General features: G+C 64.0%; 19 protein-coding genes. 7 read left to right on the top strand and 12 right to left on the bottom strand.

The features are described 5' to 3' along the window. The first annotated feature begins 573 nt into the window (after positions 1–573). Together CH268_RS08880 and CH268_RS08875 are read left to right on the top strand one after the other, a co-directional pair. Positions 574–792 (top strand): hypothetical protein, encoded by a 219-nt coding sequence (locus CH268_RS08880; RefSeq protein ID WP_094621470.1) that lies wholly within the window; start codon positions 574–576, stop codon positions 790–792. A 98-nt stretch (positions 793–890) separates the two neighbouring features. Next, entirely contained in the window at positions 891–2,000 is a 1,110-nt protein-coding gene (locus CH268_RS08875; protein ID WP_094663398.1) for a GGDEF domain-containing protein, read from the top strand. 69 nt (positions 2,001–2,069) lie between these two features. On the opposite strand, the gene CH268_RS08870 is transcribed toward CH268_RS08875, so the two are convergent. Together CH268_RS08870 and praA are read right to left on the bottom strand one after the other, a co-directional pair. Further along, positions 2,070–2,792: a hypothetical protein gene (locus tag CH268_RS08870; protein ID WP_032392238.1), complete on the bottom strand. Its 723-nt coding sequence runs from the start codon at positions 2,790–2,792 to the stop codon at positions 2,070–2,072. 44 nt (positions 2,793–2,836) lie between these two features. After that, a complete protein-coding gene (gene praA / locus CH268_RS08865; RefSeq protein ID WP_032366927.1) occupies positions 2,837–3,346 on the bottom strand; it encodes an alkane oxidation protein activator PraA in 510 nt (169 codons plus the stop codon). A gap of 424 nt (positions 3,347–3,770) precedes the next feature. On the opposite strand from praA, the gene CH268_RS08860 reads away from it, so the two are divergent. Beyond that, positions 3,771–5,000, top strand: a complete 1,230-nt coding sequence (locus tag CH268_RS08860) for an EAL domain-containing protein (RefSeq protein ID WP_176457887.1) — start codon at positions 3,771–3,773, stop codon at positions 4,998–5,000. A gap of 144 nt (positions 5,001–5,144) precedes the next feature. Here CH268_RS08860 and CH268_RS28175 read toward each other — a convergent pair whose 3' ends face one another. From CH268_RS28175 to CH268_RS08835, 6 genes are all read right to left on the bottom strand, one after another. Beyond that, on the bottom strand, positions 5,145–5,366 hold the full coding sequence (locus CH268_RS28175) for an ANTAR domain-containing protein (protein ID WP_228139345.1): 222 nt from the start codon (positions 5,364–5,366) through the stop codon (positions 5,145–5,147). A 119-nt stretch (positions 5,367–5,485) separates the two neighbouring features. After that, positions 5,486–5,794: a WhiB family transcriptional regulator gene (locus tag CH268_RS28170; RefSeq protein ID WP_135043299.1), complete on the bottom strand. Its 309-nt coding sequence runs from the start codon at positions 5,792–5,794 to the stop codon at positions 5,486–5,488. A 130-nt stretch (positions 5,795–5,924) separates the two neighbouring features. Continuing rightward, on the bottom strand, positions 5,925–6,404 hold the full coding sequence (locus CH268_RS28420) for a cation:proton antiporter domain-containing protein (protein ID WP_308436823.1): 480 nt from the start codon (positions 6,402–6,404) through the stop codon (positions 5,925–5,927). Beyond that, entirely contained in the window at positions 6,338–6,904 is a 567-nt protein-coding gene (locus CH268_RS28415) for a cation:proton antiporter (protein ID WP_314733877.1), read from the bottom strand. Before CH268_RS28415 ends, CH268_RS28420 begins: the two co-directional genes overlap by 67 nt. 15 nt (positions 6,905–6,919) lie before the next feature. Continuing rightward, entirely contained in the window at positions 6,920–7,120 is a 201-nt protein-coding gene (locus tag CH268_RS08840) for a hypothetical protein (RefSeq protein WP_094663394.1), read from the bottom strand. Positions 7,121–7,156: 36 nt separating this feature from the next. Next, entirely contained in the window at positions 7,157–7,753 is a 597-nt protein-coding gene (locus tag CH268_RS08835) for an Rv1733c family protein (RefSeq protein WP_094715760.1), read from the bottom strand. A gap of 241 nt (positions 7,754–7,994) precedes the next feature. On the opposite strand from CH268_RS08835, the gene CH268_RS27840 reads away from it, so the two are divergent. Then, entirely contained in the window at positions 7,995–8,426 is a 432-nt protein-coding gene (locus tag CH268_RS27840; protein WP_176457125.1) for a hypothetical protein, read from the top strand. Then, positions 8,423–8,923 carry a flavodoxin domain-containing protein gene (locus CH268_RS27835; RefSeq protein WP_176457124.1) on the top strand — a complete coding sequence of 167 codons (501 nt, stop codon included), beginning with the start codon at positions 8,423–8,425 and terminating at the stop codon, positions 8,921–8,923. Before CH268_RS27840 ends, CH268_RS27835 begins: the two co-directional genes overlap by 4 nt. Here the strand turns inward: CH268_RS27835 and CH268_RS08825 are convergent. Continuing rightward, the gene (locus CH268_RS08825) at positions 8,898–9,350 is read right to left on the bottom strand and encodes a DUF1003 domain-containing protein (protein ID WP_094663388.1); all 453 of its coding nucleotides are present in this window, start codon (positions 9,348–9,350) and stop codon (positions 8,898–8,900) included. The two genes, CH268_RS27835 and CH268_RS08825, sit on opposite strands and share 26 nt — an antisense overlap. A 90-nt stretch (positions 9,351–9,440) precedes the next feature. Between CH268_RS08825 and CH268_RS27830 the strand changes: the two genes are divergently transcribed. Together CH268_RS27830 and adhP are read left to right on the top strand one after the other, a co-directional pair. Then, positions 9,441–9,587, top strand: coding sequence for a hypothetical protein (locus CH268_RS27830; RefSeq protein ID WP_155289616.1), 147 nt, complete (start codon positions 9,441–9,443; stop codon positions 9,585–9,587). A gap of 18 nt (positions 9,588–9,605) precedes the next feature. Beyond that, complete coding sequence (gene adhP / locus CH268_RS08820; protein WP_032371845.1) at positions 9,606–10,616, top strand: alcohol dehydrogenase AdhP; 1,011 nt, start codon at positions 9,606–9,608, stop codon at positions 10,614–10,616. A 91-nt stretch (positions 10,617–10,707) separates the two neighbouring features. Here the strand turns inward: adhP and CH268_RS08815 are convergent, their stop codons facing one another. From CH268_RS08815 to CH268_RS08805, 3 genes are all read right to left on the bottom strand, one after another. Continuing rightward, the gene (locus CH268_RS08815) at positions 10,708–11,154 is read right to left on the bottom strand and encodes an ATP-binding cassette domain-containing protein (protein WP_094663386.1); all 447 of its coding nucleotides are present in this window, start codon (positions 11,152–11,154) and stop codon (positions 10,708–10,710) included. An 87-nt stretch (positions 11,155–11,241) separates the two neighbouring features. Beyond that, positions 11,242–11,649, bottom strand: coding sequence for a universal stress protein (locus CH268_RS08810; protein ID WP_176457886.1), 408 nt, complete (start codon positions 11,647–11,649; stop codon positions 11,242–11,244). Further along, the gene (locus tag CH268_RS08805; protein ID WP_176457885.1) at positions 11,646–12,152 is read right to left on the bottom strand and encodes a universal stress protein; all 507 of its coding nucleotides are present in this window, start codon (positions 12,150–12,152) and stop codon (positions 11,646–11,648) included. The genes CH268_RS08810 and CH268_RS08805 overlap by 4 nt, the downstream gene beginning before the upstream one ends. Positions 12,153–12,208: the final 56 nt, after the last annotated feature.

Here is a 12,208-nt window from a genome sequence, read left to right as displayed (position 1 = left end):
TCTGTATCCCGTCGGGGGTACTTCACATCAGGAGTAGTTATGGACGCATTCATCGCCAAGATCATCGTCGACGTCATCCTCGGGCTCATCGGCAGCGGAAGTGCCGAGAGCGGCAGTACCGCAGTGAGCGCAATCCTCGGATCCTGACCCGAAACGGCTGCGTCGGCGAGAATGCCGGCGCAGCCCGCGGAGCGTCAGTGGCGAAGCGGTAGGAGTGAACGCGGGGCATCGCCGCACACGCTCGATGGCGAACGGCTAGAAGCGGCCCTCGGCGATGGCGAGTACGACGAGAGCGATCGCCGCGATAATGAGTATTGCTAGGAGTGCCAACTGGATTGGGCTGGTCGAGCCTGGCGGCCGAACGCCGTTCGGACCCCTTTTCTGGAGCATGGCACAGACTGTAGGTCACTTCTCGGGTTTGTGCACAAGTTGGATGGTACAAACCGGCGAATGTGCCGATATGATTCGCACACCTGTTCGATCAGGAGTAGAGTTCGAGTCGGTGGAGCGAGGAGGGAAGCCTTGCTCCACCGCTCCTACATATGACACCCGAGCGAGTGGACGGTGACGGCGATGGACGACGTGTTGCGCAAGGTAGCGGAGCTCAAAGCACTGGTCACCGAGCTCGAGGCGCTCGACCGTCAACGCGTCGGGATGGGTGACCGGCTGGTCGATCTCGAACATTACTTTCGCCGAGCTGGTTGCCCCGAGTTGTCGCAGCAGGCACTCGACGCGTTCGTCGGCACCTATGCCGGCCGAGTGCTCGAATTGGCGGACGGCATGCGCGGCTGACGCCTGCCGAAGACATCTGCCGTTCGCGTACCAGGCGGTATCTTCTGTGGTTCACTGGTTCATCCAAGTCGGGACACGAGGAAAGCCGCTCGAGATACGTGAACAGTCTGCGCGAATGGTGGGCACTTCCAGTCGACTACGGATGGAACGTTGCCTTCGCGCGCTCGCAGCAGGCGCTCGAGATCACGAAGATCCTCATCGGCCTCTGGTGTTGGCTGTTCGGCGCGGCGGCGGCCATCGGGTTGGTGGTGCCGGGCCTCGCCGAAGGCACTTTGGGTACGGCTGCACTGTGGTTCACCGTCGCTACGACAATCCCGGTCGGGGTCGCCTGGTGGGTCGGTGGCTGGCCGAGCTGGCAGATGTCGATCGCCTTCGTCTTCTACGCCGACGTCGTCCTCGCGGCCGTGGTGCTCACCATCGGTGTTCCCACGACGGTTCTGCCGACCGCCGCCCTGTTCACCGTCATCGGCAGTTACGTCGTGGGGTTCCACGGTCCCAAGCTGCTCACTGCCCACTACGGTTTCGCCTTGGTCACGACCGCGGTGCTGTACGGCTCGGCCTTGGTGGCCGAACCCGAACTACGGTTACTGGCCACGGTCTACCTGGTGATCTTGATACTGGTGATGTTCTCGGCGCCGCTGATCGTGCACACGTTCATGATGATGCTGCGACGCGATGCCACCGGCGCGTTCTACGACCCCCTCACCGGATTGCAGAACAGGCGGGGATTCGACGCTGCGATCGGGAACCTGCGACTACGGCCGGGATCGGCAACCGGAATGACGGCCGTGGTGATGGACATCGACAACTTCAAGGCCGTCAACGACCGATACGGCCATCTGCAGGGAGACGCCGTGATCCGGCTGGCGGCCTCCCGCATCCTCGACGTGTTTCCGGCACCCGCCATCACCGTCCGGCTCGGCGGCGAAGAGTTCGCCATTGTTGCCCTCGATGACCGTGACTCGGTTGTCGCCAGCGCTGAGGTACTACGAATCCGACTGTGCAACGCCACCGATCGGTCCCCGCTGACCGCCTCGATAGGCGTCGCGCATGCGGTTGTCGACGCGCGAGAGATCGGTACCGCAGTGGAAGAGTTGCTGGGTCGCGCGGACCGGGCGATGTACCGGGCCAAGGGGCTCGGCGGCGACCGCGTCGCCCTGTCGGAGGGCGAGCCTCGATCGCCGCGGCCGGCCGGCGAGCCGCACTGACGAGCGACGGCGTCGACCGATCCCGCTACTGGAACCGGTCGACGCCGTCAACGAAGTCGAAATATGTTGCTACAGAGCAACCTTGGACGCGATGGCCTGCTGCGTTCCGACGTCGAAGACCGGGTTGGTCAGGTGCACGTCGAGGGTGTTGTTGGGGCCGGCGATGAGACCGTTGAGCAACGAGGTGTACGTGCCGCAGTTCTGGAACTGCGGAATCGTGTACGTGCCCTTCACATGGGTGTCGGCCTCGTTGTTCTGAATCAGATCGATCGCGTCGAGGGCACCGGTCAGATTGGCGGTGGTCTCGCTGGTGACGCAGTTGCTACCCGGGGGAATCAGGTCGAGTGCCGCCGACCCGGACGATCCGGTGCCGCCGATGCCGAGGGGCTTGACGGAGTCGATGCGAATCTTGAAGCTCTGCGCGACATTCAGCTCCAGCTGCGGTGCCTCGGCGGGACCGCCGGCTGCAATGGTGCCGGAGACCGGAGTGGCGTCGACGATCGAGATGGTGAAGTTGGCGAGCGTCGCCGGACCGAGCTTGAGATCGGCCGACGCCTGCGGCAAGGCAAGAGTGCCGGTCACCGTTCCGCCGACGAGGTCGACGTCGGTGGCCAGAGCGGTGGTCGGGAAGACCACCGGCTGGCCGGTCTTGGCGATCACGGTCGTGGTGTCGGCCTGGAACGTGATGGGAAGGGTGTCGGCAGCGTTGGCCGGGCCGGCGACCAAGGTCGCCAGAGCGACACTCGACGCCAAGGCCGTCGCGGTGACGACGGCTTTGTTACGGATCTTCACGTGCTCTCCTGAATATTGTTGTTGTGCTGGAAAGGAATTGGCGATCAGGACAAGGTGAATGCCGGGTTCGGCTGCACCGACAGGCTGTTCACCGTGCAGTTGCCCGACATCGGCTGGTTGCTCGACGTCAGAGTGTTGGTCATGTTGTCGAACGAACCTGCGAGCGTTGCGGGCCCGCAGTTGTAGCCCAGAAGCGAGAAGCCGACGTTCGAGACCTCACCGGTGGTGGAGCTGGTGGGAGTGAGGGTCCAGGGCAGGTTCTTCAGCTGCGGCAGGCCGCAGAGGCGGTTCGATCCGCTGATCTTCGCGTCGGTGATCGACGCCGACGAGCCGTCCGCGCTGGTGGATCCGGACAGGGTGATCGAGCAGCTGACGGGCACCCCGAACGAGGCCGGTGTGGTGACGACGATCGTGCCGGGTGCGGTGAAGGCGGTATTCGCCGGTGAGATGGTGGCGGCAGCGGCACTTCCGGCACCGAGGGTGGCCCCGGCAATCGCGACTGCAGCAGCGACAGTGGTGAACGTTCGGGTACGGGACGGCAGGTTGAGCGTCATCGATCCTCCAAGTCCGAGCAGCTTCCGGCTCCCAGACGGGCATCCGGTGGCTCCGATTCTCCGGCAGCCGAAACGAACATTAGGACGACGAAATGGATGTCGGATATGTTCTTTTGCAAGACAGTGACAAGTCACAATCCGGTCGGTATGTTTGTTGTAAGTCTTGGTATTGATTTTGGTCGGCACCTCGGAAGGTATGTGCTTCATGGGTTTTCGGCCCGTTTTTCCTGGGGGAGTCGGCATGATGGGCGCGTAGGACACTCATCCTGTGGCGTTATCGAACCGTTATGGTTCGTTACCGAAACGAGACGCGCCGTATTGCTTCGGTGATACCTGAGTCGTTCAAGCTGGCGTCAGCGAGAAAAGACGACCCGAAGAGGTTTGAAACAGACAGCAACCCCTGCGTGACGGGGGTGGCTTTTTCATGTCAAACTGTGGTGTGACGTTCGCGCTGGCCGAAGTTGGTTCAACAGTCGACACGGACACGGGAGAGTTGACGGTGCAGCCGTATTTCGCCCCGGTCTGTCGACTGGACAACGGCGCGCTCGCAGCAATCGAAGTACAACTGCGCGGCCCGATGGACGGTCCACTCGCCTCCGCCGATGCACTCAAGCGCGCCGCTCGCGCCATGGACGCCAAGCGTGAACTCGATGTTCTCGCATGGGGAGTGGCCCGGCTCGAAAGCGCCGTTCGGCTACCGATGCTGGTCTCGATGGATGTCGACTCGCTCGCAGCACTCGACGAAGCCACCGAAGAACAGTTGCGCCGCGACATCGTCGTCGTCACCGAGGCGGCACTCGTGGACAGCCCGGCGCGCACACTGGCCGCGATCGACAAAGCACGTCGCGACGGAAAAGTGGTTGCCGTCGACGACGTCGGTCGCCGACCGCAGTCCCTGACGCTGCTGCCGCTCATCGAACCCGATGTCATCATTCTGTCTTCCTCCATGGTCTCCACCAGGCCCGATCTGGCCACCGCCCGTACGGCGCACGCGGTGTCGGCTCAGGTTGAGCGAACCGGGGCCGTGGTCGTGGCCAGCGGAGTCGACACCGCCGTGCACCGCAGCCGGGCACTCGGTCTCGGTGCCACCTACGGAGTGGGCGAGCTGTACCCGGCTGCTCAGACGACCGAAGAGTTGCCGGCCGACGCCGCGGAGATCATGCCGCCGTTCCCCACCTGGAGCACCCCCGCCACCGCGCTCGAGTCGCCCTACGCGATTGCCGCCGCAGGTAAGGTCGCGACGCGGAGCACCAAGCGTCTGTTGGTGGCCATGAGCACGTCCCTGGAGATGCAGGCGTCGGCGTCGGGCCCGGAAACATTGGTACTCGGCACCTTTCAGCGGGCCGAGCATTTCACACCGACCAGTCGTGCGCGGTGGGTGTCGATGGCGGAGCAGATCTCGTACGCCGGCGTCTACGGCGTGGGGATGGGCTACGTGCAAGAAGGCGGCATCGTGCACGCCCCGCTCGACCCGACGGACTCACTCGTCGAGGAGTGGAACGTGGTAGTTCTCGGCCCGCATTTCTGCGGAGTGCTCGCCGCCATCGATCTACACCGGGGCGAAGCCGATGCGGATCGTGAATTCGACTATGTGATGTCGTACGACCGCGCCACCGTAGTCCGTTGCGCCCGAGCAATTCTCGCGCGTTTCTGACCGTCGAGCCGGTGGTGTGCCGTAGCGCATGTTTCGGGCAGCTGCGGCAGGGCATACAGCACAACAGGTGATGAAGTAGTCCGGACTGCCGCATTGCTCAGACCCCGTACGTTGAAAACACAGCGTGCGGGGTCGCCTTGTCGGTCAGGGTAGGTGGGACATCTCGTGCACGAACTCCCGAGCGATGTCGTGCACTTTACGATTGTCGCGTTGCGACCTTGCGACCAGTAAAGCGAACGCCTCGTCGGCGGTGATGCGATGAACCGCCATAAGGATTCCCTTTGCCTGTTCGATCGGCGCGCGACGCGCCAACGCGTCCTGCGGATCGAGTGGGCCCTCGATCCTTGTCACGTGCGCAGCGCTCATGAGGATATTGTCGCGCACATTGCGTCGACGCAGGTCAGAGACCGAACGACACGCGCGATTTGTAGCAGACCGTGCCGCAGCCGTTACCGGCGGCGTAGCGTTCCGTAACCGCCTCGTTATCAGGCAGCCGGGTTGGCCAGAGGTCTCCCGATCAGAAGTTCGAGGGTGCGGTAGGCATCCGTACGCCGACCGTTGCTGGCATTGTCGTGGTACGCCGCGCCGGCGACGACCACGCCGACCGGAATTCGACCCGACTCGATATCGCGAGCCGTTTGCTCGGCGCAGTTCCGCAACACCGGGCAGTCGGCGCACAGCCGCCATGCCTTCTCTGCGCGTTTGCGTCCGTGCCGAGGAAGTTGTTGCGAGTCGTATGCATCCATGTCTTCGATGCACGCACCCTTGAGGCGCCAGACCTGGTCATCCGTCATCGTCGTGATCCGTTTCGCGTCGTGCCGATCGTTCCACAACGCTTATTCCCCATCCCTGGAGACTCGAAACAACCAAATGCCTTGCGGCGCCGAAGACCCGCCGTTGGGCCCCGCAGTTCTGGCCCACCGCTCAGGCAGGACGACGAGCAGCAGACCGAGATATGACGGCCGCCGCCGCGATGGTCACCAGTGCGCCGAGCACGATGGCGGGGCCTTCACCGGGTGCCAGCACGCTGCTCTGCTCCCCGAGAGTCACGGCCGAAACCGGAACGCCCAGTTGGGCGGCCGCGAGTATCCCAAGCCCGACGGGCTGGCCTGTCGCGCGCATCGCACCGTGCACCGCGATTGCACCCAGACCCAACACGAGCCCCAGCACGATCATGCTCGGGTGGCCACCCAGTGCACGCAGGTCGAGTGACGCGCCGAGCCAGACGAAGTACAGCGGACCCAGGAAACCTTCGGTGATGGCGAACAGCTGTTTCGCCAGACGTCGCGGTTCTCCGATCGCAGCGATGGCCAGTCCGAAGCCGAAGCCGGCCAGCATCACCGACGCGTGAGTGTGGACCGCGAGGGCCGCGAGGCCGAACAGCAGAACCAGGTTGAGTCGCAATTCGAGAGCGAACTTACGCTGGGCAGACACATGGTGGATTCGGCGGCGCAGTCCGGTGAGGTCGAAGTGTCGCCGGATGTGGCCGTCTTGCTGGATTCGACTATCGGCATGATGACCGCGGCCGAGGACGATGCCATCAACACCGCGTAGAGACCGGGGTGCGGTGGATCGAACGCAGTGGAGACGGCCCAGCCGAGTGCGGTAGCCAGCAGCCCGATGGCCACAGCCCGCGCAGCGCCCACCCGGAGGCCGACCCGCAGTCGAGGATCGCGAATCGGTACCTGACTGCCCGCCACGAACATCACGAGCGCGAACCCGACCTGCGCCAGAAAGCTCAGTGTCTGCTCACTCGGATCGATGACGCCGAAGCCTGTGTGACCGATGACAATTCCAGCGACGAGTTCTCCGATGACAACCGGTATCCGAAGCCCACGCGGAAGCGCCAGAAGTGGGCCGAACAAACCCACCGCGGCACACAGGGCGAGCGTCTCGAAGGTCATACGACCCCGCCGACGTCAGGCAGAGTTCAGCGTCGGGTGCATGTTCGGCGGCAGCGCCGACGCAACGAGATCACGAGGGTGCAGCACGCCTTGCTCGGCCATCATCAGTCTCATCAGCTGCTCGACAACACGCAGCTGCGCCGCCAGAGGGCTGCGCATGAGTTTGCGGTCGTAGTCGATGCGGGCGGACCGATATTCGGTGTCGAGATCGCTCATGTCATCGTCTCCTCGAACGGCGGATGCTCGACGGCTTTACCGCGAGGGGTGGTTTCGCGCCTGCAGGAAGTCTTTCCAGTCGCTGTCCCAACGCCGCATGCGAACTCGATCACCGGCCACGGTGGTGAGATAGACCAGGAATCCGACCACGACCGCGCCGAGAACCCACACGAACACGGCTGTAGAGGCCCCGTTGACGACGGCACCGACTTCGCTGACGGGCGCACGCGCGAGGGTTCCGTTCGCGTCGCACCAAATCGGAGTGGTCTCACCGATGTGGACGTCCGAGGGAACCTCGGTCGATTCCGAGCGAATCGACCCGTCCGGTGCACTCCATTGCACCGTTGCGACACCGGTGGCGAGCGTGGTGCTGTCGCTGCCGGTACTCGTGGACTGCACGGTGTCGATCACTCGGGCGTCGACCTGAACGTATTGTGCCCGTTGCTGACGCGACCGCGTCGACAGGTCGCTGTAGGTCACCGAACCGATCGTCGCGGCGACGGGTATCAGCAACAGAAGGACCGCGACACCGACGACGTACGCCGTTCGTTCGATCCTGTCGGGCAGTCGCATCAGCGGATTGGAACACCAAGGAGTTCGACGCCACCACCGGTGCGCGAGTTCTGCGAGCATGCGGTCACCTACCCCTCACCGCCGTGTGTTCGGCGTCGATTACGAGTCTCCGACGCCGTGCACTCGTAAGTAAGGGCACAAGGTCCCGATACGGCGAGGGCGGTGGCCCGTGAATGCGACCGTGGGTAGCGCGCAAGCGCGTGATGTTCGGGCGTGGTTTCATCGCGAAGTGGAGAGAAGTCCTCGTGGCGGCGGACCTTGTGCCCTAGCTCCCGGATTGTTCGGCAGCCACGCTGAGCTCATGATGTCGACAACACGAGCACTCACCACGAGGGACCGACGATGGCCGTGGCTGGGCGCAGTGTGCGCCGGAATTTCCATCAACGCCTTCGGTGGCGCGATCGGGTTGGCCTCGGGTGCCATCGATCTGGGCACCGAGGCGCACGCACGCCTGCCGCTGTCGAATACGGCGCTCGCCGGCCTCGCGTTGGTTCTGGTCGTCGGAGTGCCGATGGGACTGGCGGCGGCATCGGCTCTGGCGGGTGGCGGCAAGACCGGCCCCATCGCCCACACGGCGGGCGTACTGCTCGCTGCCTGGATAGTGGTCCAACCGCTTGTGATCGGCGAAACGAGTTGGCTGCAGGGCATGTTCGGCGTACTGGGAGTTCTCGTGGCCCTCCGAGGGTGGCGGATCACGGCGTACACGAACCGCCTCGCAAGTCGCACCGCATGAGAATCCTGGTCTCGACCGCCGGACGGCACGGAGCGACGAACTCGCTCGGGCAGGAGATGGCCCGCGTGTTCCGGCACGGGGGAGCCGAGGTCGATGTCTGCGCTCCGGATTCCGTCGTCGACATCAGTGGCTACGACGCCCTGGTCATCGGAAGTGCTGTCTATTCCGATCGGTGGGTCCCCACCGCCAAGCGGCTCGTCGAGCGGGTCTCCGGGTCTGCGCACCCACCCGTGTGGCTGTTCTCCTGCGGGCCATTGCATTCGAGCGACCGACCGGTCAACGACACCGCCGACGCCGCACGCGCGGTATCGATGTTGGATGCGTCCTCGCATCGAACATTTCCCGGTCGGCTCGACGCGGAACGGCTCTCGGTGGGCGAACGTCAGATCTTCGACAACTCCGGCGCGGTTGCCGGAGACTTCCGAGACTGGGTTCGTGTGTGCAATTGGGCCCGAGAGATCCTTGCCTGTCTCACGGCTGGGACACCGGGCTCGTAACCTTCGTGAACGTGCCTGCACCGACGCGCCGAGCGGACGGGCAGACGTGCTCGTGAATCTCTGCCGCCAACTGTGCCACCGATTCGGTCAAGACGGTATTCGCTTCGATCATGTCCTGCAGCAGTGCGGTATTCGAAAGTGTATGTACGGCAACCTCACTGCTCACCGAGTCCGCGCGCTTGGCCGAGATCAGCAGAATGGCACCCTGCAGTCCTGCCATCATCGACAGGAACAGGTTGAGCAGGATGAAAGGGTACGGATCGAACCCGTCGTTCTGGTTGTACGCGGCCCACAGCGCCATCACGCCCAGGAACAGGAAGACGAACGGCCAGGAGCCCATTCCGTTTCGGACGTAATCCGCCGCACGCTCACCCGTGGTCAGTGCATCACCGGTTCGGACGCCCGGATGTCTTCTCCACAGGTTCATCGTTCGCAAGTCTTCGAATCGGAGGGTGCAGAAGTGTCCATGGTGCCTAGTGTGGCCCCTGATCGCCAGAGTCACCAGGGGCGAAAGTCCATGACTGCTGTGCCTTTTGCCTCCCCACGCGCACCTCGGGAGACGTCCCGACCGGTCGATGACTTCCGGCCCTACGCGCCGACCGCCGCAGCGCCGATCATCGACGGTGTGCATTGCTCGACGGTCGAGAACGGCACCGGTTTCTGATGTTGGAGGAAGTTCACGATGAAAGCAGCTGTTGTCACCGAGTTCGGCGGGCCCCTAATAGTCAAGGACATCCCGATACCGCAGCCCGCGCCCGAACAGGTGCTGGTGAAGATGGAGACGTGCGGTGTGTGTCACACCGATATCCATGCTGCGCAGGGGGATTGGCCGGCCAAGCCGACCTTGCCCTTCGTCCCCGGGCACGAGGGCATCGGAGTGATCGAGGCGGTCGGGTCGCAGGTGTCGAAGGACAGAATCGGTGAGCGAGTCGCCATCGCGTGGCTCGGTTCGGCATGTGGCGAATGCGATCACTGTGTCTCGGGTTGGGAGACGCTGTGCGAGACGCAACAGAATAGCGGCTACTCGATCGACGGTGCGTACGCCGAATACGCTGTCGCCCATGCGAAGTATGTCGTCCATGTTCCCGACGGGATCTCCTCGTTCGACGCTGCCCCACTGACCTGTGCCGGCGTGACCACGTACAAGGCTGTCAAGGTCGGTGGCGTCACCCCGGCGCAGCGCGTGGCCATCTTCGGTGTCGGCGGGCTCGGTCATATGGCGGTGCAGTACGCCAAGATCGCCGGCGGCTTCGTCACCGCGGTCGATATCGAGGACGAAAAACTCGACCTCGCACAAGAACTCGGCGCAGACCACACCGTCAACTCGGCGACGACCGATCCGGTGGAGGCAATTCAGGCGCTCGGTGGAGCCGATGTCGCGATCGTCCTGGCCGTCATCCCGAGTGTGTTCGATCAGGCCTTCCGGTCGCTACGCCGCGGTGGACGTCTGGTGTGCGTGTCGATGCCGGCGCACGGCGTGTTCCCGATCCCGATCTTCGAGACGGTGGTCGGCGGAATCTCGGTACTCGGCTCGATCGTCGGCACCAGGACAGATCTGCGTGAAGTGTTCGCACTGCACGAGGCCGGACGAACGACGGTATCGGCGGTGTCGCGCAAACTCGACGAGGTCAACGACTGCTTCGACGACCTGATGGCCGGACGCGTCACCGCTCGTCAGGTTTTCGAGTTCTGAGGGGCTCTCCGATCTCGACGAGTGTTCCCCATGGGCTCGATTCGCCGTAGGGTTGCTCGAGGGCAGACACGCGCTGGACCAGCGCGTGTGCTCACAAGGAATCGAGCAGTGATGAATGCAGCGATTCAGGTGCAGAATGCGCGCCGCCACTGACGTCGCGTAGACCGACCAGCTTCAGTACGTCGATGATGCGTGTGACCGGGATACGTTGAGTCTGAGCCAGATACAACAAGTGGTCGTATGCGGTCCGGCCCGGGTGGACGGCCTCGGAATCCAGCAAGGTGCCGACCGTGAGTAGTGGGCGGTACAGCTGCGCGTACTCGACGCCCCCGATCAGTGCGGTGCCCGCGCTGGAGCGATCCAATCCGACGATCAATCGCATCGTGGTGGACTTACCCGATCCGTTGGGGCCGAGAAAGCCTGTGACGGTGCCGGGTTCGACGACGAACGACAGGTCGTCGATAACGAGCTTCCCGCCGTAGCTCTTGCTCAGTGCGCGTACTTCGATCGCGTAGGCGGCGGTGTCCGGTCGGCTCATGGACACAGCGTGCTCGGCTCGGCTCGGCCTTCGTAGTGCATTAGGACCCTCGTAGGTCGACGAACGGCATTGTCCGGTCGGGGACAGTCACATGATGGGCCGGTGGGTGACAGCGGCGAGGCGACCGGGCGACGGCACGACGGTGACCGGGCAGTGCGCTCGCGTCAGCACCGACCGGCTGGTCGAGCCGAGCATCATCTCCGCGTAGCCGCCGCGTCCGTGACTACCGATCACCACCAGCTGAGCGCCTTGGGCGTGATCGAGAAGTGCCTGCACCGGTTTGTCCTTGACCACCACGGACCGCACCGACACCGTCGGATGGAGTCGAGTGTGCGGCTCGAGCAGCCGCGCCAAGTGATCTGCAGCCGCGCGTCGGTTGTCTGGCCACTCCATGCCTCGAATCGGGAAGCCGATCGACAGATCCGTGTCCGACCAGGAGTGCACCGCAGTCAATGGTGCCGATCGAACATCCGCCTCCTCGAACGCCGACGTCATTGCGGCAGCGCTCGCCTTGGTGCCTCCACGCCCACGACCACCGGTTGGATCGCGTGGTCGATACTGCCGTCGGTCCAGCCACGCACCACGGTGACCGGGCATCGAGCATGAGTGGTGACGGCGAACCCGATCGAGCCGAGTGACCGCTGCTCGGTGCCACCGAGCCCTCGCGTGGCAATGACCACCATGCGAGCTGTCTCCGACAGTTCGAGCAATGTGGACACCGCAGAGGCTTCGGACGAGACGGTATCGACGGTGACCGTCGCCGTCCCACGAGTCGCAGTCTCCCGGGCCTCGTTGAGAATTCGGTCGGTTTCCGATCTGGCCTGGTGCACCACGGTATCGGGAAGGACGCCCAACCCGGTCAAGACCTTGGGCAGCGACATCGCCGAGACGACAAGGAGATCGGACAGGTGCAATCGTGCGTCGAGAGCGGCCCAGCGCACAGCGTCCAGAGCCGCCGCCGAACCGTCGACCCCGACGATGGTCGGAAGTGGACCCATCGATTTCCTCCTCGGTCGTGGTGTCGAACATCCATCAGACGCCGCGCACAGCCTCG

The organism is Rhodococcus sp. 06-1460-1B, assembly GCF_002258475.1.
GTDB lineage: Bacteria > Actinomycetota > Actinomycetes > Mycobacteriales > Mycobacteriaceae > Rhodococcoides > Rhodococcoides fascians.
This window is presented reverse-complemented; position numbering and strand designations above follow the sequence as displayed.

Bases quoted from the DNA above. Each gene is read 5' to 3' on its own strand.
- CH268_RS08835 (WP_094715760.1), bottom strand. From the start codon at position 7,753: ATGCTCGCAGAACTCGCGCACCGGTGGTGGCGTCGAACTCCTTGGTGT.
- CH268_RS08860 (WP_176457887.1), top strand. From the start codon at position 3,771: ATGTCAAACTGTGGTGTGACGTTCGCGCTGGCCGAAGTTGGTTCAACA.
- CH268_RS27830 (WP_155289616.1), top strand. From the start codon at position 9,441: ATGACTGCTGTGCCTTTTGCCTCCCCACGCGCACCTCGGGAGACGTCC.
- CH268_RS08810 (WP_176457886.1), bottom strand. From the start codon at position 11,649: ATGACGTCGGCGTTCGAGGAGGCGGATGTTCGATCGGCACCATTGACT.
- CH268_RS28175 (WP_228139345.1), bottom strand. From the start codon at position 5,366: ATGAGCGCTGCGCACGTGACAAGGATCGAGGGCCCACTCGATCCGCAG.
- CH268_RS27840 (WP_176457125.1), top strand. From the start codon at position 7,995: ATGATGTCGACAACACGAGCACTCACCACGAGGGACCGACGATGGCCG.
- CH268_RS08880 (WP_094621470.1), top strand. From the start codon at position 574: ATGGACGACGTGTTGCGCAAGGTAGCGGAGCTCAAAGCACTGGTCACC.
- CH268_RS08815 (WP_094663386.1), bottom strand. From the start codon at position 11,154: ATGAGCCGACCGGACACCGCCGCCTACGCGATCGAAGTACGCGCACTG.
- CH268_RS08825 (WP_094663388.1), bottom strand. From the start codon at position 9,350: ATGAACCTGTGGAGAAGACATCCGGGCGTCCGAACCGGTGATGCACTG.
- praA (WP_032366927.1), bottom strand. From the start codon at position 3,346: ATGACGCTCAACCTGCCGTCCCGTACCCGAACGTTCACCACTGTCGCT.
- CH268_RS28415 (WP_314733877.1), bottom strand. From the start codon at position 6,904: ATGACCTTCGAGACGCTCGCCCTGTGTGCCGCGGTGGGTTTGTTCGGC.
- CH268_RS08840 (WP_094663394.1), bottom strand. From the start codon at position 7,120: ATGAGCGATCTCGACACCGAATATCGGTCCGCCCGCATCGACTACGAC.
- adhP (WP_032371845.1), top strand. From the start codon at position 9,606: ATGAAAGCAGCTGTTGTCACCGAGTTCGGCGGGCCCCTAATAGTCAAG.
- CH268_RS08805 (WP_176457885.1), bottom strand. From the start codon at position 12,152: ATGGGTCCACTTCCGACCATCGTCGGGGTCGACGGTTCGGCGGCGGCT.
- CH268_RS27835 (WP_176457124.1), top strand. From the start codon at position 8,423: ATGAGAATCCTGGTCTCGACCGCCGGACGGCACGGAGCGACGAACTCG.
- CH268_RS28170 (WP_135043299.1), bottom strand. From the start codon at position 5,794: ATGACGGATGACCAGGTCTGGCGCCTCAAGGGTGCGTGCATCGAAGAC.